Origin of the sequence: Neorhizobium alkalisoli, from assembly GCF_002968635.1 — a bacterium.
Lineage (GTDB): Bacteria > Pseudomonadota > Alphaproteobacteria > Rhizobiales > Rhizobiaceae > Neorhizobium > Neorhizobium alkalisoli.
In genome coordinates, this window is sequence record NZ_PVBN01000002.1 from 400,559 (window position 1) to 422,926 (window position 22,368).

Below are 22,368 nucleotides of genomic sequence, written 5' to 3' on the forward strand. Positions count from 1 at the left end.
GCCATCCTCCAATTCCGCCACGACCGCGGAAATTTACTTTATCAATACTTTTCTGTGGCGAGCCCTCATACTAAGGCGGCCCGCAATTGTATTCATTTGCAAATCCTGCCATGCCCTGCATGGGGTAATATTGCGGGGGCACAAGATGAAAAGTCGCGAGCACTGGGGCGCACGGCTGCGCTATGAGTTCGACAAGAGCATGGCCGGAGGCGCGATTGCGCTGATTGGCTGGCTGGCGCTGATTTCGTTGATCGTCATCATCCTGGCCGGTCTTTTCCTCTCGCTAACGGGCATCGCGCCGGAAGGCGGAGAGCCGATGGGTTTCATCGAGGGTGCATGGGAATCGCTAATGCGCACCTTCGACGCAGGCACGATGGGCGCCGATCAGGGTTGGAACTTCCGCCTCATCATGCTGCTGGTGACGCTCGCCGGGATCTTCGTCTTTTCCGCACTTATCGGCGTCATCAGTTCCGGTCTTGAGGAAAAGCTCGACGAGCTGCGCAAGGGGCGCTCCCGCGTTCTAGAGACCGAGCATACGATCATCCTCAACTGGTCACCATCCATTTTTGACGTCATCTCCGAGCTGATCATCGCCAACCAGAGCCGCCGCAATCCGCGTATCGTCATCATGGCGAACAAGGACAAGGTGGAGATGGAGGACGAGATCGCCGCCAAGGTCGCCGACCGCAAGAACACCAAGATCATCTGCCGTAGCGGCGATCCGACCGATCTCTACGATCTCAGTATCGTCAATCCGCAGACATCCCGTTCGATCATCGTGCTGTCCCCGGATGGTGACGATGCCGACTCCCAGGTCATCAAGACTGTTCTTGCCTTGGTGAACGATCCGAACCGCCGCCCGCAAAAATACATGATCGCCGCCGAAATCCGCGATGCCGACAACGCGGAAGTCGCCCGTATCGTCGGCGGCGGAGAAATGCAGCTGGTCCTTGCCGACGACCTTATCGCCCGCATTGTCGTCCATACCAGCCGCCAGGCCGGCTTGAGTGCCGTCTATTCCGAGCTCCTCGATTTCGACGGCTGCGAAATCTACACGCTGGACCAGCCGGATATCGTCGGCAAATCCTTCGGCAATGCCGTGCTCGCCTACGACAACAGCACCCTGATCGGTCTTTGCGACACGGACGGGGCGATCCATCTCAACCCCAACCCGAACCGGGTGATCGCGCCCGGCGAACGCGCCGTGATTATTTCGGAGGATGACGCCTCGATCAAGACCTGGACCGGCGACATGGGAATCGACAAGAATGCCATCCGTCCGATCATCAAACGCGGCAAGACGGCGGAACGCACCCTTATCCTCGGCTGGAACCGCCGCGGACCGATCATTGCGACCGAGCTTGCCCGTTACGTCGCGCCTGCCTCGCAGCTGACGATCGCGGCGGATACGCCGGAATTCGAAAGCGAGGTCGCCGCCCTGAGACTCGATCCGGCCCTCCTGACCGTCCAGCCCCGGGTGATCGACACCAGCAGCCGCCGCGCGCTGGACGACCTCGATATCCCGTCGTTCGATCATGTCCTGGTGCTCGGATACAGTGACGACATGACCGCCCAATCAGCCGATACGCGCACGCTGATTACACTCCTGCAGCTGCGCAAGATCGGTGAAAAAGCCGAAAAGCATATCAGCGTCGTCAGCGAGATGATCGACGTGCGCAACCGGGAACTTGCCGAAGTAACCCGTGCGGAAGATTTCGTCGTCAGCAACAAGCTGGTCAGCCTCATGCTCGCCCAAGCCTCGGAAAACGAATCCATGGCGGCAATCTTCGACGAGCTTCTGGATGAGGCCGGATCGGAGATCTACATGCGGCCGATGAGCGACTATATCGATATCTCGAAGCCGGTGAACTTCTTCACGGTGGGGCTCGCCGCCCTGCGGCGGGGAGAAGTCGCGCTCGGCTATCGCCGCCAGCGGGCGGATGATCCGGATATCCGCAATCTCGGTGGCGTCGTCGTCAACCCGAACCGATCGGCGAAGGTCGCCTATACGGACGGCGACATGCTCATCGTGCTTGCCGCCGACTAATCGGGCAGCGCAGCGATAAGCGAGCCGCCAATAAAAAAAGCCTGCCGTTTTGCGGCAGGCTTTTTGTCGGAGAAGGCTGGAGAGTTCAGGCCGCCGCCCGGATTGCGTTGGAGATCAGGCGGCCGAGCCGCTTGATACCTTCGTCGATCATCGCCTCGTCGGCGCAGGAGAAGCTCATGCGCAGCGTGTTGGCATTGCTGCCGTCCGCGTAGAATGCCTTGCCCGGAACGAAGGCGACCTTTTCCGTGGCAATCGATTTCGCCAGAAGCTCGGCACCGTCCATGCCTTCCGGCAACGTAACCCACACGAACATGCCGCCTTCGGGACGGGTCCAGGTGGCGTTCTTCGGCATGTATTTATCGAGTGCCGCCAGCATCGCATCGCGACGCTTGCTGTAGACGGCCCTGATCTTTGCAACCTGGGCGTCGAAACCGCGCGAGGCGACGTGCTCGATAGCGATCTGATTGATCGTCGAGGAATGGAGGTCCGCCGCTTGCTTCATCAGAACCAGCTTGCGGATGACCGGCATCGCCGCGACCACGAAACCGACACGCAGGCCCGGCGCCAATGTCTTCGAGAAACTGCCGCTGTAGATCGTTCGGGTATTTTCGATGCCGCCCTTCCGGGCGATATCGAGCGCCATGATCGGAGGGATGGCCTGCCCGTCATAACGCAGATGCTGGTAGGCGGCATCCTCGAGGATCGCGATATCGAGTTCGTCGGCGAGCGCAAGCAGCTTTTCTCGACCGGTCAGGTCGATCGTCTCGCCGGTGGGATTGGAAAAATCGGCCGAAAGATAGGCGAACTTAACGCTGCCTCCTGCCTTCGCCGCGGTGTCGCGATAGGCATCCGGCGTGCGATTGCCGTTCAACGACAGCTGGTCGTAGTTCGGCTCATAGGCGTTGAAGGCGGAAAGCGCACCGAGATAGGTCGGCCAGGTGACGAGGGCCGTATCCTTGGGCGACAGGAAGAGCTTGCCGAGATAGTCGAGCGCCTGCTGCGAACCCGACGTGATGAAGACGTTGTCGGGAGTACAATCGATGCCGATCTTGGCGACGTCCCGGGCGATCCATTCGCGCAGCGGCTTGTAGCCCTCGCTGACCGAATATTGCAGCGCCGACCCGACCTGCGCACTTGAGAAAATGTCCGAATAGGCATCCTTGAAGGCCACATCCGGAAACAGCGCCGGATCCGGAATGCCGCCCGCAAACGAGATGATGTCGGGTTGGTCGAGCAGCTTCAGCAGTTCGCGGATTTCCGAAGCGCGCATACGGCCAGAGCGTGTGGCGAAGATATGTTCCCAATCAAGCACGGAATGTTTCCTCTTATTTCAACTTTCTATGTCCGATCTTTACACAAAGATCGATAGGTCAGCAATACTGACCTATCGGGTTTTTCCCGGTTTTCTCTTGTTTAGCATTCACCGAACGCGCTTGCCAGAAGAGGCAAGAAAAGAGACGTTCCGACGGTCGGACTCACCAGGATCCAGACAGCTCTAGAGGAGGGAAAACATGCTCAAGAACATCGATCCGGCGTTGAACGCCGATGTGCTTCACGCCCTGCGTTCGATGGGACACGCAGACACCTTGGCGCTCGTCGACACGAACTTCCCGGCCGATGCGATCGCCCGGCAGACGACGCTCGGCAAGCTGCTCAGGATGGACAATATAGCCGCCGCCCGGGCGATGCAGGCGATCCTCTCCGTTCTTCCGCTCGATACGCCGCTACAGCCATCCGTCGGCCGAATGGAAGTCATGGGCGCTCCCGGCGAGATCCCGCAAACTCAGCAGGAAGTCCAGGCTGAAATCGACGCGGTCGAAGGCAAATCAACACCCATGTACGGCATCGAGCGCTTCGCCTTCTACGAACAGGCAAAGAAGACCTATTGCGTCATCGCCACCGGCGAAACCCGCTTCTACGGCTGCTTCCTCCTGACGAAGGGCGTGGTGCCGCCTGCGGGCTGAAAAAAGGAAACGCCACGCATCGATCGCGATGCGTGGCGCAGCCTGAAAGCTGGGAAGCTTAGTTGACGGTCTTGTCGACCAGCTTGTTCTTGCCGATCCAGGGCATCATGCCGCGCAGCTTGGCGCCGACTTCCTCGATCTGGTGGCTGTCGTTGTTGCGGCGGATACCCTTGAAGCGGGCCATGCCGGAACGGTACTCCTGCATCCACTCCGAGGTGAACTTGCCGGTCTGGATGTCCTTCAGGACGCGCTTCATCTCGGCCTTGGTTTCTTCCGTGATGATGCGCGGGCCGGTGACGTATTCGCCCCACTCGGCCGTGTTGGAGATCGAGTAGTTCATGTTGGCGATGCCGCCTTCATAGATCAGGTCGACGATCAGCTTCACTTCGTGCAGGCACTCGAAATAGGCCATTTCCGGTGCGTAGCCGGCTTCCACCAGCGTTTCGAAACCGGCGCGGATCAGTTCGACGAGACCGCCGCAGAGAACGACCTGTTCGCCGAAGAGGTCGGTTTCGCACTCTTCCTTGAAATTGGTCTCGATGATGCCCGAACGGCCGCCGCCGACGCCGCAGGCGTAGGAGAGAGCAAGTTCAAGCGCATTGCCGGAAGCGTTCTGGTGAACGGCAACGAGGCACGGCACGCCGCCGCCCTTCTGGTATTCGCCGCGAACCGTGTGGCCGGGGCCCTTCGGCGCAATCATGACGACATCGACCGAAGCCTTCGGCTCGATCAGGCCGAAGTGGACGTTGAGGCCGTGGGCGAAGGCGATTGCCGCGCCGTCACGGATGTTCGGTGCGATTTCCGCCTTGTAGATGTCGGCCTGCAGCTCGTCAGGCGTCGCCATCATCAACAGGTCGCCCCACTTGGCCGCTTCGGCAACGGTCATCACCTTGAAGCCGTCGGCTTCAGCCTTCTTGATCGTGGCAGAACCGGCCTTCAGAGCGATGACAACGTTCTTGGAGCCGGAATCCTTGAGGTTCAGCGCGTGGGCGCGACCCTGGGAGCCGTAGCCAACGATGACGACATTCTTCGCCTTGATGAGATTGAGATCGGCATCACGATCGTAATAAACGCGCATTGTATGTTCCTTCCCTATGCGTGTGGGTTTGTTGATGAGTGTCATCGTCCCGCGGAAATGCCGAGCATTTCCGCCGATTGTTTTTGCGTACCGTGAAGCGTCAGGAAGGCTTCCACAGCCTTCTGCGCCTGGCGCGCATTGTCCTTGAGGCCCGGCTCGCCGAGCAGCATGCGTACATGCAGGTCGGAAACGATCAGTCCATAAAGCGTGTGATAGGCGCTGTCCGCGTTGTCGAAACGCAAGAGCCCTGCCCGCTTGCCCTGCTCGATAAGCGCTATTGCACGACGGTCGATCTGGCGGCGGCCATGTTCGATCAGGAGCTTGCCGAGCTTGGAGCCCTCGCGGCTCGCCTCCGCCTTGTTGATCTGGCCGATCGCCAGCCGGTTGAGCGCCAGCGACACGTCGCCGGCCAGCACTTCCAGCAGGTCGCGCGCAAAAAGCTCCAGATGTTCGCGCAAAAGGTCCGCCGTCAGGCGTTCGCCGGACCGCTCGTATGTGCGAACCTTGCTTGCCTGATGGGCGATCATCGCCGCCAGCAGCCCTTCACGGTCTCCAAACCACTTGTAAAGGCTTTCCTTCGAGCAGTTGGCGGCACGCGCCAGCCCCGAGGTCGTCAGCGCCTTCTCCCCGCCCTCCACGAGCAGCCGAAGCGCCTGTTCCAGAACGGCGTTCTGGCGCGGCGTAAACTCGGGCATGTCGGCGGTATCGGCTCTCACGGGTACATTCCTTTCAGTACCGTACGGTACGGTTCTGCCTATAAAGCATCCGGCGCGATCGTCAAGCCCGTTCTGTTGTCGACGGCTGGTGATCAAGGACTTAGGCCAGATGTTCTCCAGCGCGAAGCGATCGCCCGAATGATCGGGGGATCACTCGCTCAAGCAGCTCGAGCTCGCCCAGTGCGGCAACGACAAAGCGCTGATCCCCCGGCTGTTCCCGGTTTCGGCCTCGTTACTCCGCGACAGCCAGGATCGCACCCACGTCACGCAATGGCGATACACCGTAGAGCCGGCTGTACTCGCGGCTGAACTGCGACGGGCTCTGGTAGCCAACCCGGTGGCCGGCGCTGCCGACGTCGAGCCCCTCCAGCAGCATCAACCGCCGCGCTTCGTGCAGGCGCAGCTTCTTCTGGAACTGCACCGGCGTCATCGCTGTCACCGACTTGAAATGGTGGTGCAGTGAAGACGGGCTCATGCCCACATGGTCCGCCAGGTCCTCGATCCGCAGCGTGCGGTGGAAGTTGGCGCGCAGCCAGGCGACGGCGCGGGCGATCCGGTTGCTGCGGCTTTCGGACGTTGCGATATGCAGGAGCCGCCCGCCATCCGGCCCGGAGAGGACGCGATAGAGGATTTCCTGCTCAATCAGCGGCGCCATCGCCGCAATATCGGCGGGCCGGTCAAGCAGGCGAAGCAACCTTGTCACGGCATCGAGCAACTCTGGCGACGCGACATTGGAAACGATGCCGCGCATCGCATCGGTATCGGCGCTCGGCCGCGGAACGTCGATCCGCTCCAGCAGGGCGGAAAGCCCGTCAGGATCGATTGCGAGGGCGAAACATAAGTGCGGCACCTCCGGGCTTGCGACCGTGACGCGCGATGTCACCGGCAGTTCTATCGAGGTGAGAAGACAATCGCCCACGCCATATGCGATTGTCTCGTCCCCGAGCTTCACGCTCTTGGTGCCTTGCAGAACCAGACAGATGCAGGGCCGGTAATCCATATAGAGCGGCGCGGTCGGGACCGACCGCCGGCCGAGCACGAGGTTTCCGATAGCCGTAAACACTTCCCCATCTTTTTGAACGTGCCGCGCGGCAATCGATGCGGCCTCGTGATAGGGATTGAAGGGCAGTGTCATGGAGCCTCCGGAATGAGCAGGTGACTGCTTTTCCTATGCCGACTTGTTCTCGAAACCAACAGGCGGGCGATCACTTTTGCAGGATCGTGCAAAAAGCTCGCAGGATCGCTCTAACGCTGTTGCGAGGTCCGGAGGCATAGTCCGCGCGTCCAATTCCCTCCCAACTCCAACAGATGAATGGAGCTCCCATGGCTATTGCAAAAGGCTATGCCGCGACCGACGCGTCAAAACCATTGACGCCTTTCACCTTCGAGCGCCGCGAACCCAATGACGATGACGTCGTCATCTCGGTGCAGTATTGCGGTGTCTGCCATTCGGACATCCACCAGGCCCGGAACGAATGGGGCAACTCGCGCTTCCCGATGGTGCCGGGCCATGAAGTGGCCGGCGTCGTTTCGGCCGTCGGCTCCGAGGTCACCAAGTTCAAGGTCGGCGACCGTGTCGGCGTCGGCTGCTTCGTGAATTCCTGCATCGGCTGCGCGACCCGCGATCTCGACTACGAACATTTCCTGCCGGGACTCACCCAGACCTATAACGACGTCGAGGCCGACGGCAAGACGCCGACCTATGGCGGCTATTCGGATTCCATCGTCGTCAAGGAAGGTTATGTCCTCTCCTTCCCGGACAATATCCCGCTCGACGCCGGCGCCCCGCTGCTTTGTGCCGGTATCACGCTCTACTCGCCGCTGCGCCACTGGAAGGCCGGTCCCGGCATGAAGGTCGCGATCGTCGGCATGGGTGGCCTCGGCCACATGGGCGTCAAGCTCGGTGCGGCCATGGGCGCCGATATCACCGTGCTCAGCCAGACGCTGTCGAAAAAGGAAGACGGCATGAGGCTCGGCGCCAAGGACTATTACGCCACCAGCGACGCCGAGACCTTTACCAAGCTCGCCGGCACGTTCGACCTGATCATCTGCACCGTCGGTACGGCGATCGACTGGAATGCCTATCTCGGCCTCCTGAAGTTCGACGGCTCGATGGTGCTGGTCGGCGTCCCCGAACATGCGGTCCCGGTCCATGCCTTCTCGGTCATCGGCGGCCGCAAGAGCCTTTCGGGCTCGATGATCGGCTCCATCAAGGAAACCCAGGAAATGCTGGATTTCTGCGGCGAGCACGGCATCACGTCCGAGATCGAGAAGATCAATATCCAGGATATCAACGAAGCCTACGAACGCGTCATCAAGAGCGACGTGCGCTACCGCTTCGTCATCGACATCGCCTCGCTGGCGGCTTGAAACCGGAAACATCGAACATAAAGGGCGGTCCCCGGACCGCCCTTTTTGCTATGCCAACCATTGCTCGCCCGCTGATCTGCAGGCGCTCGCTGTTTACACGGCTCCCTGATCGCTCCCGCTGGCTGGCCGACCGTTCTTGTTATTTCGGCAGCTTGTCGTCGACGCCTTCGACATAGAAGTTCATGCCGAGCAACGTGCCGTCGTCGGCCTTCTCGCCCGCCTTGAGCCAGGGAGAACCATCCTGCTTGTTGATCGGGCCGGTGAACGGATGCAGTTCGCCCGACTTGATCTTGGCTTCGGTCTCTTCGGCCATCGCCTTCACGTCATCAGGCATATTCGTGTAGGGCGCCATGGTCAGGATGCCGTCCTTGAGACCATCCCAAATCTGTTCCGACTTCCAAGTGCCGTCAAGCAGCGCCTGGGCGCGCTTGATGTAATAGGCACCCCAGGTGTCGACAATCGCCGTAAGCTGCGTCTTCGGGCCTGCCGCGATCATGTCGGAGGCCTGTCCGAAAGCCAGAATACCGCGTTCGGCAGCAACCTGCATCGGAGCGGTCGTGTCGGTGTGCTGCGTGAGGATATCAACGCCCTGGTCGATGAGCGCCTTGGCGGCGTCTGCCTCCTTGCCCGGGTCGAACCAGGTATTGGCCCATACGACCTTCAGCTTGAAGTCCGGATTGATCGACTTTGCACCGAGTTCGAAGGCGTTGATGCCCATAACCACTTCCGGAATCGGGAAGGAGGCGATGTAGCCGGCCAGACCCTTCTTCGACATTTTCGCAGCGATCTGACCCTGAATATAGCGGCCTTCGTAGAAGCGCGAATTGTACGTGGCAAGGTTAGGAGCCGCTTTGAAGCCCGTAGCGTGTTCGAATTTCACGTTGGGGAATTTCTGGGCGACCTTCACAGTCGCATCCATGAAGCCAAAGGAGGTGGTGAAGACAAGATCACAGCCGGAACGAGCCATGCGTTCGATTGCGCGCTCGGCATCCGGACCTTCCGGAACATTCTCGAGGAAGGGAGTTTCGACCTTGCTGCCGAGCGCTTTGTCCAGTTGCTGGCGGCCGACGTCATGCGCCTGCGTCCAGCCGCCGTCCGTGCGCGAGCCGACGTAAATGAAACAGACCTTTTTCTTCTCCTGGGCCTGAGCGCCGGTCGACAAGCCGCCGAGAAGGGCGGCCGAAGCGGCAAGGGCGATAATCAGTTTCTTCATTTCCTAACCTCTATTGGCTTAAAGACGGATGTTGTTCCACCGCGGTCACCGGTCGGGGACAAAGGGTTTCCCCAACGATGCCGGCGTATTGATGAGCGTCGTGCGACGATTATGCGAGATGATGATCAGCACGACAATAGTAGCCGCGTACGGAAGCGCGGACAGGAATTGTGAGGGTATACCGATCCCGAAGGCCTGCGCATGCAGTTGACCGATGGTGACGGCCCCGAAGAGATAGCCGCCTGCGAGTACGCGCCAGGGGCGCCAGGAGGCAAAGACGACGAGTGCCAACGCGATCCAGCCGCGGCCCGCCGACATGTTTTCCACCCACTGTGGCGTGTAGACAAGGGAAAGCTGCGCGCCCGCAAGCCCGGCGCATGCACCGCCGAACATGACGGCCAGATATCGGGTTCGGATGACATTGATGCCCAGCGCATGGGCGGAGGCGTGGTTGTCTCCGATCGCCCGCATTTTGAGGCCCGCGCGGCTTTTGAACAGGAACCAGTTGATACCGATCACCAGGGCCATCGAGAGGTAGAAAGTCAGGTCCTGCCTGAACAGCACGCGGCCAAAAAACGGGATGTCTGAAAGCAGCGGAAAGACAATCGGCTGCAACTTGATGCCGGGCTGACCGACGAAGGCCTCCCCGAGTTGACCGGACAGACCGAGCCCGAGAATCGTCAGCGCAAGGCCGGTCGCCACCTGATTGGCGACAAGGGTCAGCGTCAGGAAACCGAAGAGCAGCGAGAACGCTCCGCCGCCCAAAATGCCGGCGAGGATGCCAATATAGGGCGAGCCGGTCATCTGCGTCGCTGCGAAGGCGCAGACCGCCCCCATGATCATCATGCCTTCGACACCGAGATTGAGAACCCCGGCGCGCTCGGTGACCAGTTCCCCGAGTGCGGCAATGACGAGCGGTGTCGACGCGGTGATGACGGTGAGAAGGATTGCCTCAAACATCAGCTTCTCACCTCGGCAGCCTTTGCTCCCGCAACGACCAAGCGGATCTTGTAATGGATCAGCGTGTCGCAAGAGAGCACGAAGAAGAGCAGCAGCCCCTGGAAGACACGGCTCACTTTGTCCGATATGCCAATGGAAAGCTGAGCCGCTTCTCCGCCGAGATAGGTCAGCGCCAAGACCAGACCCGAAGCGACGATCCCGAGCGGATTAAGTCTCCCCAGGAAGGCGACGATGATGGCGGTAAAGCCGTAGCCGGGTGAAATCGACGGCTGCAGGTGGCCGATCGAGCCCGATACTTCGGAAATCCCGGCAAGTCCCGCCAAGGCGCCGGAAAGCAGCATCGAGAACCATACCATCCGGCGGGCCGAAAAGCCTGCAAAGCGCCCTGCCCGCTCCGACTGTCCGAGGACCGAAACTTGAAACCCCTTGAGCATGAACCGCATCATGAACCAGAGGGCGACCGCCGCAACCAGCGCAAAGATAAAGCCCCAATGGGCACGGCCGGACGAAAGAACCTCCGGCAGGACCGCTTCGATCTGGAAGCTCTTGGTCTGTGGGAAATTGTAGCCCTGCGGGTCGCGCCAGGGACCCCGCGTCAACCAGTCAAGGTAAAGCTGCGCGATGTAGACCAGCATCAGACTGGTCAGGATCTCGTTGGTGTTGAAGCGCGTCTTCAGCAGCGCCGGGATCGCCGCATAGAGCGCGCCGCCGGCCATGCCCATCAGCAGCATCAGCGGCAGGATCATCGGCGAATGCCATTCGGGATTCATCACCGGCAGGATCGAGCCGGTAATCGCTCCGATGGTAAACTGACCTTCCGCGCCGATATTCCAGTTGTTGGACCGGTAGCAGATCGCCAGACCCACGGCGATCAGGATGAGGGGGGCGGCCTTGACCGCCAGTTCATGCAGCGACCAGACTTCGAGCAGCGGCTCGATGAAGAAGCTATAGAGAGCGCCAAGCGGACTTTTGCCGAGCAGCCAGAACATCACAACGCCGAAGACGAGCGTCAGCGCCAGGGCGAGCAGCGGCGAGAAAATGGAAAACAGCGTCGAGACCCGGGCGCGCTTCTCGAGTTCAATGTGCATGCGCCGCCTCCGGGATCAAATGGCTCTCGTGAATGCCGCCCATCATCAGGCCGATGCGCTCGAGCGTCAGCGTGCCTGCTGGATGCGGATCGGAAAGCTTACCCTCCGAGATGACGGCGATATTGGTCGCCACCTCGAAAATCTCGTCCAGGTCCTGGCTGATGACGACAACCGCCGAACCAGCTTTGGCGAGGTCGATCAATGCCTGACGGATGCGGCTCGCCGCGCCTGCGTCGACGCCCCAGGTCGGCTGGTTGACGACGAGCACCGCCGGCTGGCGATCGAGCTCCCGTCCGACGATGAATTTCTGCAGATTGCCGCCGGAGAGCGAACCAGCCTGCGGATCCTCGCCGCTTTTCCTCACGTCCATGGCTTCGCAGATGCGGCGCGTGGCGGAGCGAATCGCATCCTGGCGGATGATCGAGGCGAAGCCGCCCGAAAGAAATGCCTTTTTGTCCGACTGGCTGCGGGCGAGCAGAAGATTATCCGACAGCGGCAGTGCCGAAACCGCCGCATGTCCGTGGCGCTCCTCCGGCACGAATCCGGCGCCGAGCAGACGGCGACCGTTGATGCCCGTGCGGCCGACAGCCTTGCCGCGAATGCGGATCGCCTCGTCGTCCGTGACCGGATATTCTCCCGACAGCGTATCGAAGAGTTCGCCCTGCCCGTTGCCCGCCACTCCAGCAATCGCGAGCACTTCGCCAGCGCGCACTTTCAGGGAAATGTTCTTGAGAGACACGGCAAACGGCGTTCGCGCCGGCACCGAAAGATCGGTAACCTCGATACCAATATCGCCGAGTGCGCTGGCGCTGTCCCGATGGACCTGCGCGACGTCGGAACCCACCATCATACGGGCAAGCGAGGCGGGCGTCTCCCGTTTCGGATCGCAGGCACCGGTTACCTTGCCGTGACGCAACACGGTCGCGCGATCGCAGATCCGGCGGACCTCCTCCAGTCGATGGCTGATATAAAGAACCGAGCGTCCCTCCGCCTTGAGCTTGAAGAGCGTCTCGAACAGGCGATCAGCCTCCTGCGGCGTGAGCACCGACGTCGGTTCGTCGAGAATAATCAGCCTCGGATTTTGCAGCAGCGCGCGAACGATCTCGATCCGCTGGCGTTCCCCGACGGAAAGATCCGCCACATGCGCTTTGGGATCCAGAGGCAAGCCATAGGCCTTGGAAAGGGCCGCTGCTTCATCGGAGATTTTTGACAGGGAAATCTTCGGGTCCAGCGACAAGGCAATGTTTTCCGCGACCGTCAGGGCTTCGAACAATGAAAAGTGCTGAAAGACCATGCCGACGCCGAGACGCCGCGCCTCGCCGGGCGAATTGATCGTAACCGGCGCGCCTTCCCACAAGATCTGGCCGGCGCTTGGCTGGAGCACGCCGAAAAGCATCTTCACCAGCGTCGATTTGCCGGCACCATTCTCGCCGAGAAGCGCATGGATCTCGCCCGCCGCGATATCGAGATCGATCGCATTGCAGGCCGCAAAGCTGCCGAAAAGTTTGGTCAAACCTCGCACCGACAAAAGCGGTACTGCTGCCGGACCCTCGGATAACGTCACTGAACCCCCTGTTCGCTGCCGGCCGCCTTCTGCGAGGCGTTTTCAACGATGGCAGCGCCTTGTTTTAATACGCCAGCCGGGCTGAAACTTCGTGCCGGCCGATCATATTGATACCGTTTTTGTTGCTTCGCACAACATGAAACAGCCGACGCTGAAGTAACCTCAACTCATTTTCCAAGGTTTGGAAAAAGCTGCAGCACACCGCCAATGCAATAGAGGTAGATGCCGCTGAGGACCACGCCCCAGACTACCCAGTCCGGCGAGTTGAAATGCAGGAGCAGAGAATAGCCTCCCAGCGCGCACCAGAGCAGGCAGACAGCGAGGTTGAGTGCCCGCAGGCGCTTCACTCGAACGGGGTGGAGAAAATTGATCGGGAAGAAGGTGAGGACGACGGAAACCGACACCACGATCAGCGCGGTCATGGCGCTGGCGTCGATGACGAAGAGCGTGAAGATCACCATGTTCCAGACGACGGGAAAGCCTGAAAAGAAGTATTCGTCCGTCTTCATACCCATGTCCGCGTAGTAGACGGCGCTGGACACGACGATCGCACCAGCGGCGAAAAACGACCAGGGTTCGCCGATCATGCCGCTCTGATAGAGGGCAAAGGCCGGCAACAGGACATAGGTCACGTAGTCGATGATATTGTCCAAAGTGTCGCCGGACCAGTTCGGAAGAACTTCCTTGACCTTGACCTTGCGCGCGATCGGCCCGTCGATACCGTCGACGAGAAGCGCCAGACCCAACCACCAGAACATGTCGACGAAACGATGCTCGGCTGCTGCGACGACGCCGAGAAATGCAAGAAACGAACCCGACGCGGTCAGCAAATGAACCGAAAAGGCGCGGATCTCCGCATAGGGAACTTTTCGGTAATTGAATATTCGTCTGATCACACGTAAGTCCCGCATTGCCTTGGTTCGGCAGATATGCGGCGAATTGGCACGGTTTGCAACCGACTTGGCATTTTCCACCCCGTTAAAGCATTGCTTTTTCTGACGCTGCGCCGTCATGCCCCATGGATATGCGCATGCTGAAGCTCTAGATATCCAGAGGGACATTCGCAGAGCAGGATGACGGATATGCAGCATTTCGAAATCGCGGTCGTGGGGGGAGGACTCGCAGGCTCGGTTGCCGCGCTGGCTTTGGCGCGCTCAGGCCGTAAGCTGGCTTTCATCGCGCCGGCCTCAGAGAAGGTCGATGAACGCACGACTGCGCTGATGGATCAATCCATTCGCTTCCTGGAGCGGCTTGGCGTCTGGGAGAGTATCGCACCTTCGGCCGCCCCCCTTTCCATCATGCAGATCATCGACGCCACAAAACGGCTGCTCCGCGCACCGACGGCTCAATTCCGCGCCATGGACGTGGGCCTCTACGCTTTCGGTTACAACATACCGAACAATGCGCTGACGCAGACGCTGGACGCGGCCGTCGCCGCAGAACCGAACATCACGAAGATAGAACAAAGCGTCGAAACGTTAGACTATTCCGCAGAGCGCGCCGCGATCACGCTCACCGGCGGATCAACGATCACCGCCGACTTCGTCGTCGGAGCGGACGGGCGCAAATCCAAGACGCGGGATGCAGCGGGTATCGGCACACGCACCTGGTCCTACCCCCAGTCGGCGCTAGTGCTGAATTTTTCCCACACCCTGCCCCACGGCAATGTCTCCACGGAATTCCACACCGAGACCGGCCCCTTTACCCAAGTGCCCTTGCCGGGGCTTCGATCGAGCCTCGTCTGGGTCGTCAAGCCGGAGGAAGCCCAGCGCCTCCTCGAATTGCCATCGGACGAACTCTCCCGCCAGGTCGAAGACCGGATGCAATCCATGCTCGGCAAAGTGACCGTCGAAGGCAGGCCACAGATCTGGCCGCTCTCCAGCCTGATGTCGGAACGCTTCGGCAAGGGGCGCCTGGCGCTGATCGGTGAAGCGGCGCATGCCTTCCCGCCCATCGGCGCGCAGGGCCTCAATCTGTCGCTCCGCGATGTGATAGCACTGGCTGAGTTGCTCGCCGCAACGGGCGATCGTCCGATCGCAGCGGATGCCGGTGACCGGTTCAACCGCCGCCGCCGGCCGGATGTGATGAGCCGTACTTTTGGCGTCGACGTACTCAACCGCTCGCTGCTGTCGGATTTTCTGCCGGTCCAGATGCTGCGCGCGGCGGGCCTTCATCTTCTCGGCGGCGCTCCGCCGCTGCGAAATCTCCTGATGCGGGAGGGCATCGAGCCCGGTCGCGGCTTCCGCGCCGTCGTCGATGCATTACGGAACGAGATCCGGCGGTAACGCGCCGGAATGGATCAGATAAAGCACGACCGGCAGCGTCAGCACCGACGTCACCGTGATGATGAGGATGCTGGCGGAGGCCCGCTCCTGCCAAACTCCGTATTGTTGACTGATGACGAAGACATTGGTGGCCGTCGGCAGAGCCGAAAGCAGCGTTGCGGAATAGATCCAGACCGGCTCGAAATTGCCGATCACCGACAAGACCGTATAGGTGGTTATCGGTAGAAGAATGAGCTTGGCGACAGTGATGTAGCCGATCTCGATCGGCACCCGCTTGATGGGTCGCAACGCCAGCGTCACGCCCATGGCAAACAGTGCGCAAGGCGCTGCCGCCTGCGCAAGATAATCTATCAGCCGTTGCACGGGCTCGTGCGGCCTGAAACCGAAGACGGCAAAGCAGAAGCCCAGCGCTGTCGAAATGATGAACGGGTGAAGGACCACCTTTCTGGCTATTTCCAGCACGACCTGTGCCGCCGGTCGCCTATCTTCGCCGGCGACCGCCATCATAGCCGGGACCACAACGAAATGGGCGGCGTTTTCAAAACAGACGATCAGCGCAACCGGCACCGCTGCCGCTTCCCCAAAAGCCAGAAGAGCGAGACCCGGCCCCATATAGCCGATATTGCCATAGGAGCCTGCAAAGGCCTGGATGGTGCAGTCTTCAAAGGAATTTCGGCGAATGAACAAGCCGATCAGGAAAAGCAGAAGGAAGATCAGATAGGTCGCGGCGATCTCGCCGAAGATGAAGTCGACGCGGGTCAGCTGTTCCACAGGCGTGCGCGACACCAGCTTGAAGAAGAGCGCCGGAAGAGCCGCATAAATGATGAAGGTGTTCATCCAGCCTAGGGCTTCGGCAGGCTGTTTTGTGATCTTTGCGGCGAGATAGCCAATGAAGATCAGCCCGAAAAAGGGCAGTAGCAATGCAATGATATCGGCCATTTTTTGCCTGCCCGTATGCGGGCCAAGGTTTAAGGAAGCTCTCCGTTAGCCGATTTGCATGAGGATTGGAAAGGTCTGCTGGAACCAGATTGCGGCAGAAGTGACGAATCCGAAAATGAAGGCGAGGCCGGTCAGAATCAGGAACACGCCCATGGCCTTCTCCACCAGGCCGAGATGGCGGCGAAAGCGCGTCAGGAAGCGCATGAAAGCGCCGGAAAAGCCGGCAGCGATCCAGAAGGGAACGGCGAGCCCCAGCGAATAGATGGCAAGCAACATTGCCCCTTCGCTGACCGTGTCGCGAGACGCCGCCACACCCAGGATGGCACCGAGGACCGGACCGATGCAGGGCGTCCATCCAAAGGCAAAGGCAAGCCCCATGACATATGCGCCCGAGAGCGTCGCGGGCTGCCCTCCGCCCTGGAACCGCGCTTCGCGCGCAAGCAGGCCGATGCGGAAGACGCCGAGAAAGTTCAGCCCCATGACGATGATGATCAGGCCGCCGATCTTCGACAGGAGATCCAGATGCTGACGAAGCAGGACGCCGATGGTGGACGCGCCGGCGCCCAGTGCCACGAAAACGGTCGCAAAGCCGAGGGTGAAAAATAGAGCCGCCATCAGCACCGCCTTGCGTGCGCCACCGCCTGCCTGCTGGACGACGACGGCGTTCCCTCCGCGGAACTGATCCACTGAAATACCGGCCATATAACAAAGATACGGAGGCACGAGCGGCAGCACGCAGGGCGAAAGGAACGACAGCGCACCGGCAATGAGTGCGCTCAGGAGGGATATTTCAGCGATCGACACCAGCGGCTCCAACAGGGGCTCGCGAGCCCCGCTACTGCGCCTCACCTAATGTCTGAAAGCGGCAAATGCCAATCACCTTTTCGCTCGGGCATGGAAAAGCGTCAACAAGCCGCATTTTTGCTGTTTTTGCGGGTTGACCGAAAGAGGTCGCCTGCATATGTTCCGCGCACTTTCAAGGACGCGTCTCGCGTGCCGTGGGAGAGCGTAGCTCAGTCGGTAGAGCAACTGACTTTTAATCAGTAGGTCCAGGGTTCGAATCCCTGCGCTCTCACCATATAAATCAATTAGTTAGCACCCACCTATCCACGCCTCCTCCAGCACCAGTCGCCACCCAGTCGCCACGAAACTGCGCGACTGTTCACAGCTTGGCGCGAGCGTAGATTTTCTCCATGTTGCGTCAGGAGATTCAATCCGACGTAGGATGGCTTCCGGAACTATGATTCGGAGTTAGCGGTGCATAAATTTGTCGGCTTGGCTCTTCCACTGGTCTTCTTAATGGGAGTGACAGCCGTAGCGCTCGCCAATCCAGATCCATTTGCAAGAGACCTGCTTTGCAGCGGGCTATCAATATGCTTTCGCACTCAAAATGCCGCCTTCTGGAATAATGTGATATATGAGATCGGCCTCGGATCTGCGGTCAGCGTCGCATTTTATTGGTTGCTGGTGAAGGTGCCTGAGTTCGAGAAGCGCCGTAGGCTCCGCGAATATCTTCTCTCGAGCTATAAGTCGTTCCGCCGCGATGTGACATTCCAATTTCTCTTCGCATCTGGGTATGGTTCGGTTGATCCAGACTTCGTTGAGGAACTCCTTCCACAAAAGGCTTTCCGGAAGCATTTCAAACAACCAAGTACAAAGGTCTATGGGGACAGATGGCATGACGTCGCGAATGGTCTTCAGTCGCAGCATCGCCGCGACCTTTTCGTAGTGATGTCGATCCTGCGGGATGATGTTGTATACGTACTAAACAACACAGACGTCGCAGATCAGCGATCATTCGAATTTCTCCATCGTTTGACGAAAGCGATCGCCTCGCATGACCCTCGGTACGACGATTACGATGACGACAAGGCTTTGCTTCGCCTATTCTGGAGCCTAATGGCTGGTTGGAACTTGGTCACAGGTTATGAGGAGGAGGATCAGATTCAGCGAATCATTCGTCGGATCTGAGTTTATCGCGGAGGCAATGAGAACTCCGGCCGCACCGCAGCCAAGGTGGCCGACCAGCGCACCCTTAGGCGAGCGATGGAAGCGCGGAGCGCAAAATCTTTCCAAAAAACAAAAGGCCGGAGCGAAACGAACCGCACCGACCTCCTGCGCTCGAACTCGATCAGTGCCAGTACATCCGTGGTCACCGAGGGCCAAGCCTGCCTAAAATGTAGAATCGCCGCTGGCAGCTACAAGGGCGCCGTTGGCTTATTTCTCCAGATCCTGGGCCATCTTATAGTGGTGCTCAAGCGCCGGAAGGGTCTTCGCCGCCCACGCCTTCAGCTCAGCATTTTCACCGCCTTCAGCGTAACGCTTGAAGAGATCCACGGCATCTTCGTGAGCGTCCACTTGGTCGTCGAAATACTCTTCCTTGAACTCGGCGCCTGAAAGTTTGGCGAGGCCGTCAACCTCTTCCTTGTGGTCCTCAGTCAGAGCTGTGACGGGAGTTCCCTTTACCTTGCCGCCCGAGAGCAGCGCCTTCAGCTCAGCGCTCGTCTTTTCGTGATCGGTGATCATTTGCTGCGCAAAGGTCTTTGTCGCCTCGTCACCTTTCTGAACAGCAAGCTTGCTCGATTCAATTTCGAACATGTCGCTAGCGGATGCCTGCGTGACGAAATCCTCCGTGGAGGGAGCTCGCCCGATCAGCGAGTTGGCGCCAGTGCTTTCCGCGGTCGACTGTGCAAGGGCAGCGGTTGATGCCGCAAGAACAAGGATTGTGGCGATGATGATCTTTTTCATTACGGTACTCCTATTGCGGCGGATGAACACTCGGACGACCGATAAGTTCCAATCTATTGCAATTTCCGCGTGAGCCGAACGGGCGCTCGGGATGTCGGGTAATGAATCGGCCAGCGCGCCGCAAATGCGGGTGGTGCCCGCGCTGGCCGTATTGCTGCCCTGCCGGATTGCAGGTGGTGCGGCAGCGTTGATAAAAGGCCGGCTCTACCCGAAGGGAGCGCGGCAAAAGCGCCTGCGACGGAACCCCGTAGGCGGACCGCCGCAGGCCTGAGCGGTGCCGGTCTAAGCGACGCCGCACCTGCCGTATCACGCGGCAGGATTGAAAACTGGTGGGGCGGCGCGGCTCAGAGCATGGCCCTGTACGCAACGGACTGGACGGCCATGAGACTCGCCGATGATCTCAATCATGTAGACTTGCCTCCGGGTGCTGGTGGCGCTGCGGTCGATGACTACTCCGAGGAAATCGTGAAACTGAACGTATGCGCCCAGGCGGAACTTGTATCGGCGGACCTCAACCGGTGGCGGGAGATCTCTGGGGCGCTGATAGCTGCCGTTGCCCATATTTGCGGGCGTGCCCGGCACGCCACCTCTCTTGATGAGACTGCGTGGCAGCAAGGTTCTGTCGGCGGTGATCTGGATGTGCATGTTCATGTTGGAACGCTCCTCGTGAGGTTGATTAATTTCGCTCAACACGATAACTAATAACACCAACGGGGACCGCGTCAAGCGTTTTTAATCACCATGAGCGAAATTAATCACGTCACCGGCAAGCAGCTTGCGGCCGCCCGAGCGCTACTGGGTATCGGCCAAGTGGAGTTAGCTAAAGCAGCGAACGTCTCCGCACCAACGCTCAGGCGGATGGAAGCCAGTCCAGGGGAGATCGAAGGTATGCGAAACAACGTGGCTGCCGTACTCCGTGCCCTGAACGACAAGAACATCGAGTTTATCGACGGCGGCGTCCGCCTTCGTGACCGGCAAGCCTGACACAAGCTTCTCGGAGCAATCTGCCTCCACGCCTCACCAGCGACAGCGACTACCTCCACACCACAGAGGGAATTGCAAAAAGGCCTTCGGCGTTCCTGCCGCTGGCAGATGTAGTCGTAGGTTGAGGAGGCGCAGATGCGAAAATCCAGAGAAATCACCATTGGAAGAATCGAAAGCGCCATGCTGAAATGTGCGCTCCTGGTCGATCGCTACGGCGACGAGATGCAGCCGATGCTTGATCGGCTCGAGCGTGAGTGGCGTAACCGCATCAGGCCACCAGCGGTCGATCGTGTAAAAGCGATGCTTGCCGAGCATCAGGCGGAGGCTGGCCGTGACCCAGCTTGATCATATCTACACTGCCGACTAGGCCGCAGAGCGTCTGCGTCTCACCACCAGAGGCGTCATCAAGCTTGGCCGCCAGCACGGCCTCTGCTCCCGCCGTGGTCGAGACTATCTCTTCAGCGAAAGCGATCTGCTAGCGCTCTGGGAAGTGATGAGGGAGCCGGCCAAGGCGCTGACGTCGCTTCTTTTCGCGGCAGTTAAACCCGCACTGTCAGATCATCGGTTGCGCGAGAGCCTGCTCAAACAGACTACAAAGAAAAAAGGTCCTGGTCGGAAGCGTTGGGAAGACACTAACCGGAAGAACAAGGAGCTTCGCGAGGCAACGAAGGCAGCGATCGAGAAGTGGCGAAATGACCCGCCCTTAGATCACTCGAACCGTGATCCGGAGTACTGGACGGCCGATCGTAAAGATCGCCGTCGGTTGGAAAACCTGGCAAAGAAGAAGGGGTGGATGGCGAGGACATGACAGAACGCTCAACGTTACAAAGCGGGTCTTCCCACCCAATTTACCACCCGTTACTATTCGAGCTCGACTTAAGCGCGAGTTTCTGTTTCCTTACGCTCGGGTCGGGGGATAATCATGAACTTGAGAATTTTGGCCGTCGCCGTGTTGGCGGCATTTGTAACGGCGTGCCAAGGCGTGCAACACAGTACTCCAAGCGGACGCCCCGAAGTTACCGTCAAGGCTCCGGCCAAGGATGTAAAAACCGCCTTCGTCGGCACGCTAGCCAATTTCGGCTACGAAATTAGACGCGACACCGACTTCCAAATCGTTGTTGAGCGGCCAATCGACAATGTGATGGCCAACGTCCTTTTCTCCAGCAAATACGATCCCACTGTCGAGGGGCGCATCACCGCCACGGTGATGGATCTTGGCGGCACAACTCGCGTGACTGCAGATCTTGGTCTTGTTCGCAACGGTGGATCAGCGTTTGAAGCGGTGACCAACGTCAACAATTCGCCAGACTCTCTTGGGGTTCAATCGCTCCTCAACGATATTAAGGCCGGTTTTGAAAGCGGGAAGAATCTCTCAGAGGTCATCGCGATCGCGTCCCAGCGATCAATTCGAGATCGCTCACTCGCGTTGGCTAAGAAGAACTAATGCGGCGCCCTTCCACGAAAACCCCGTACTTCTGCTAGTTGCGCCACCATCCGGCCTCGCTACTATCTCCGCGTGCAACAGGAGGTAGCTATGACGGAAGAAGAGATCCCCAATTTTATACGAGACATTGTCGAAATCGGATGCGACCCAATCGCGGTCCCTGGAGTCGGCTGGGTCATCGGCGACGCGGACTTGCCGGCAAAGAAGCGAAGGGCGGTTCAGCCTGAACTGGAGAGAATTTGCGAGGTGTATGGCGAGCGCGACCATCTGCGGAACGCCATAATGGCACACCTGATTTCGATCGGTCGGTACTATCTACCTCAGGTGCATAGCTCCCGACTGCGATACGCGCACAGACCAGAACATATATAGAATAATTTGCTCGTGGATTAAAAACACCGGCGACCAAGACCGCGATTATTCATTCCGTTCCGCAGTCTTCTCTTTCGGCAAGAAGGAACGAATCTTCAGCATGCCGGTTTGATAGATGTCGCGAGGGGCAAACCCGTCCCCGTCCCCCTTAAGGTTTAAGCTTGTGCCCTACGAGCACCCTCGCGACGCCCCTCAATTCAAGGCTTAGATTTTCCGGGCACCTTTGCCGGCGCGGGGTTGTTGCAGCCCTTCGACATCATAGCCGACTGTATCGCCTGGACCTTACCCTTAGATACCGAGACCTGACCTTCCTTATCCCCGCCGAAGGTGGAGGACATGGGAACGCCAATAAGGAAAACACCGAACGCATCACCTGTGGCGGCGTCGTGCTGTTGCTTAGAAACGGCTGAGAGCGCAGCCTGCTCCTTGATCAGTTCCTGAGCTAGTTGCTCGCAGGAATAACTCGTGTACGCCGCCATCGGAATGTCAGTGGGAACGATTGCATCCGGTCGCTTGGCACACGCCGAAAGAGCCAGCGCGAGCGCCAGCGGCACAATAATTTTTGTCATGAATACCCCCTAATTTGCCCGGGCAGA

General features: G+C 59.4%; 23 protein-coding genes and 1 tRNA gene. 10 read left to right on the top strand and 14 right to left on the bottom strand.

The genetic code is table 11. From position 1 onward, the window contains the following. Window positions 1-145 precede the first annotated feature (145 nt). Complete coding sequence (locus C5L13_RS06435) at window positions 146-2,047, top strand: CASTOR/POLLUX-related putative ion channel (protein WP_105382418.1); 1,902 nt, start codon at window positions 146-148, stop codon at window positions 2,045-2,047. Window positions 2,048-2,132: 85 nt separating this feature from the next. Here C5L13_RS06435 and C5L13_RS06440 read toward each other — a convergent pair whose 3' ends face one another. Beyond that, window positions 2,133-3,359, bottom strand: a complete 1,227-nt coding sequence (locus C5L13_RS06440) for an aminotransferase-like domain-containing protein (protein WP_105382419.1) — start codon at window positions 3,357-3,359, stop codon at window positions 2,133-2,135. 199 nt (window positions 3,360-3,558) lie between these two features. Between C5L13_RS06440 and C5L13_RS06445 the strand changes: the two genes are divergently transcribed. After that, the gene (locus C5L13_RS06445) at window positions 3,559-4,011 is read left to right on the top strand and encodes an RbsD/FucU family protein (RefSeq protein WP_105382420.1); all 453 of its coding nucleotides are present in this window, start codon (window positions 3,559-3,561) and stop codon (window positions 4,009-4,011) included. Window positions 4,012-4,069: 58 nt separating this feature from the next. On the opposite strand, the gene ilvC is transcribed toward C5L13_RS06445, so the two are convergent. The 3 genes from ilvC to C5L13_RS06460 form a co-directional block, all read right to left on the bottom strand. Further along, complete coding sequence (ilvC, locus tag C5L13_RS06450) at window positions 4,070-5,089, bottom strand: ketol-acid reductoisomerase (protein ID WP_105382421.1); 1,020 nt, start codon at window positions 5,087-5,089, stop codon at window positions 4,070-4,072. 41 nt (window positions 5,090-5,130) lie between these two features. Further along, the gene (locus C5L13_RS06455) at window positions 5,131-5,784 is read right to left on the bottom strand and encodes a TetR/AcrR family transcriptional regulator (RefSeq protein ID WP_105382648.1); all 654 of its coding nucleotides are present in this window, start codon (window positions 5,782-5,784) and stop codon (window positions 5,131-5,133) included. Between the two features lie 253 nt (window positions 5,785-6,037). Further along, a complete protein-coding gene (locus C5L13_RS06460) occupies window positions 6,038-6,940 on the bottom strand; it encodes an AraC family transcriptional regulator (protein ID WP_105382422.1) in 903 nt (300 codons plus the stop codon). A 188-nt stretch (window positions 6,941-7,128) separates the two neighbouring features. Between C5L13_RS06460 and C5L13_RS06465 the strand changes: the two genes are divergently transcribed. Further along, window positions 7,129-8,175, top strand: coding sequence for an NAD(P)-dependent alcohol dehydrogenase (locus C5L13_RS06465; RefSeq protein ID WP_105382423.1), 1,047 nt, complete (start codon window positions 7,129-7,131; stop codon window positions 8,173-8,175). A 139-nt stretch (window positions 8,176-8,314) separates the two neighbouring features. Here the strand turns inward: C5L13_RS06465 and C5L13_RS06470 are convergent, their stop codons facing one another. The 5 genes from C5L13_RS06470 to pcsA form a co-directional block, all read right to left on the bottom strand. Continuing rightward, window positions 8,315-9,388: a BMP family ABC transporter substrate-binding protein gene (locus C5L13_RS06470; protein WP_105382424.1), complete on the bottom strand. Its 1,074-nt coding sequence runs from the start codon at window positions 9,386-9,388 to the stop codon at window positions 8,315-8,317. Window positions 9,389-9,433: 45 nt separating this feature from the next. Further along, window positions 9,434-10,348, bottom strand: coding sequence for an ABC transporter permease (locus C5L13_RS06475; RefSeq protein ID WP_105382425.1), 915 nt, complete (start codon window positions 10,346-10,348; stop codon window positions 9,434-9,436). Next, complete coding sequence (locus C5L13_RS06480; RefSeq protein ID WP_105382426.1) at window positions 10,348-11,436, bottom strand: ABC transporter permease; 1,089 nt, start codon at window positions 11,434-11,436, stop codon at window positions 10,348-10,350. Before C5L13_RS06480 ends, C5L13_RS06475 begins: the two co-directional genes overlap by 1 nt. After that, on the bottom strand, window positions 11,426-13,000 hold the full coding sequence (locus tag C5L13_RS06485; RefSeq protein WP_105382427.1) for an ABC transporter ATP-binding protein: 1,575 nt from the start codon (window positions 12,998-13,000) through the stop codon (window positions 11,426-11,428). The genes C5L13_RS06480 and C5L13_RS06485 overlap by 11 nt, the downstream gene beginning before the upstream one ends. A gap of 167 nt (window positions 13,001-13,167) precedes the next feature. Further along, a complete protein-coding gene (pcsA, locus tag C5L13_RS06490; protein ID WP_245423265.1) occupies window positions 13,168-13,896 on the bottom strand; it encodes a phosphatidylcholine synthase in 729 nt (242 codons plus the stop codon). 186 nt (window positions 13,897-14,082) lie between these two features. On the opposite strand from pcsA, the gene C5L13_RS06495 reads away from it, so the two are divergent. Then, window positions 14,083-15,285 carry a UbiH/UbiF family hydroxylase gene (locus C5L13_RS06495; RefSeq protein WP_105382428.1) on the top strand — a complete coding sequence of 401 codons (1,203 nt, stop codon included), beginning with the start codon at window positions 14,083-14,085 and terminating at the stop codon, window positions 15,283-15,285. Here the strand turns inward: C5L13_RS06495 and C5L13_RS06500 are convergent. Both C5L13_RS06500 and C5L13_RS06505 read right to left on the bottom strand, forming a co-directional pair. After that, complete coding sequence (locus C5L13_RS06500) at window positions 15,262-16,224, bottom strand: AEC family transporter (protein ID WP_105382429.1); 963 nt, start codon at window positions 16,222-16,224, stop codon at window positions 15,262-15,264. The genes C5L13_RS06495 and C5L13_RS06500 overlap by 24 nt on opposite strands. 45 nt (window positions 16,225-16,269) lie before the next feature. Further along, a complete protein-coding gene (locus tag C5L13_RS06505) occupies window positions 16,270-17,028 on the bottom strand; it encodes a cytochrome c biogenesis CcdA family protein (protein WP_105382650.1) in 759 nt (252 codons plus the stop codon). A 198-nt stretch (window positions 17,029-17,226) separates the two neighbouring features. Between C5L13_RS06505 and C5L13_RS06510 the strand changes: the two genes are divergently transcribed. Both C5L13_RS06510 and C5L13_RS06515 read left to right on the top strand, forming a co-directional pair. Beyond that, window positions 17,227-17,302, top strand: a tRNA-Lys gene (locus tag C5L13_RS06510). Between the two features lie 179 nt (window positions 17,303-17,481). Then, a complete protein-coding gene (locus tag C5L13_RS06515) occupies window positions 17,482-18,195 on the top strand; it encodes a hypothetical protein (RefSeq protein WP_105382430.1) in 714 nt (237 codons plus the stop codon). A gap of 246 nt (window positions 18,196-18,441) precedes the next feature. On the opposite strand, the gene C5L13_RS06520 is transcribed toward C5L13_RS06515, so the two are convergent. Together C5L13_RS06520 and C5L13_RS28680 are read right to left on the bottom strand one after the other, a co-directional pair. Beyond that, window positions 18,442-18,972, bottom strand: a complete 531-nt coding sequence (locus C5L13_RS06520) for a DUF4142 domain-containing protein (RefSeq protein WP_105382431.1) — start codon at window positions 18,970-18,972, stop codon at window positions 18,442-18,444. Between the two features lie 306 nt (window positions 18,973-19,278). Then, the gene (locus C5L13_RS28680) at window positions 19,279-19,623 is read right to left on the bottom strand and encodes a hypothetical protein (protein WP_158693401.1); all 345 of its coding nucleotides are present in this window, start codon (window positions 19,621-19,623) and stop codon (window positions 19,279-19,281) included. A gap of 90 nt (window positions 19,624-19,713) precedes the next feature. Between C5L13_RS28680 and C5L13_RS06530 the strand changes: the two genes are divergently transcribed. The 4 genes from C5L13_RS06530 to C5L13_RS06545 all read left to right on the top strand — a co-directional run bounded on the left by C5L13_RS06530 (window position 19,714) and on the right by C5L13_RS06545 (window position 21,400). Next, window positions 19,714-19,956: a helix-turn-helix domain-containing protein gene (locus C5L13_RS06530; protein ID WP_105382433.1), complete on the top strand. Its 243-nt coding sequence runs from the start codon at window positions 19,714-19,716 to the stop codon at window positions 19,954-19,956. A gap of 135 nt (window positions 19,957-20,091) precedes the next feature. After that, the gene (locus C5L13_RS06535) at window positions 20,092-20,301 is read left to right on the top strand and encodes a hypothetical protein (RefSeq protein WP_105382434.1); all 210 of its coding nucleotides are present in this window, start codon (window positions 20,092-20,094) and stop codon (window positions 20,299-20,301) included. A gap of 148 nt (window positions 20,302-20,449) precedes the next feature. Beyond that, the gene (locus C5L13_RS06540) at window positions 20,450-20,764 is read left to right on the top strand and encodes a hypothetical protein (protein ID WP_105382435.1); all 315 of its coding nucleotides are present in this window, start codon (window positions 20,450-20,452) and stop codon (window positions 20,762-20,764) included. A gap of 114 nt (window positions 20,765-20,878) precedes the next feature. After that, window positions 20,879-21,400, top strand: a complete 522-nt coding sequence (locus tag C5L13_RS06545; protein ID WP_105382436.1) for a hypothetical protein — start codon at window positions 20,879-20,881, stop codon at window positions 21,398-21,400. Window positions 21,401-21,969: 569 nt separating this feature from the next. Here C5L13_RS06545 and C5L13_RS06555 read toward each other — a convergent pair. Then, complete coding sequence (locus C5L13_RS06555) at window positions 21,970-22,341, bottom strand: hypothetical protein (protein ID WP_105382438.1); 372 nt, start codon at window positions 22,339-22,341, stop codon at window positions 21,970-21,972. Window positions 22,342-22,368 lie beyond the last annotated feature (27 nt).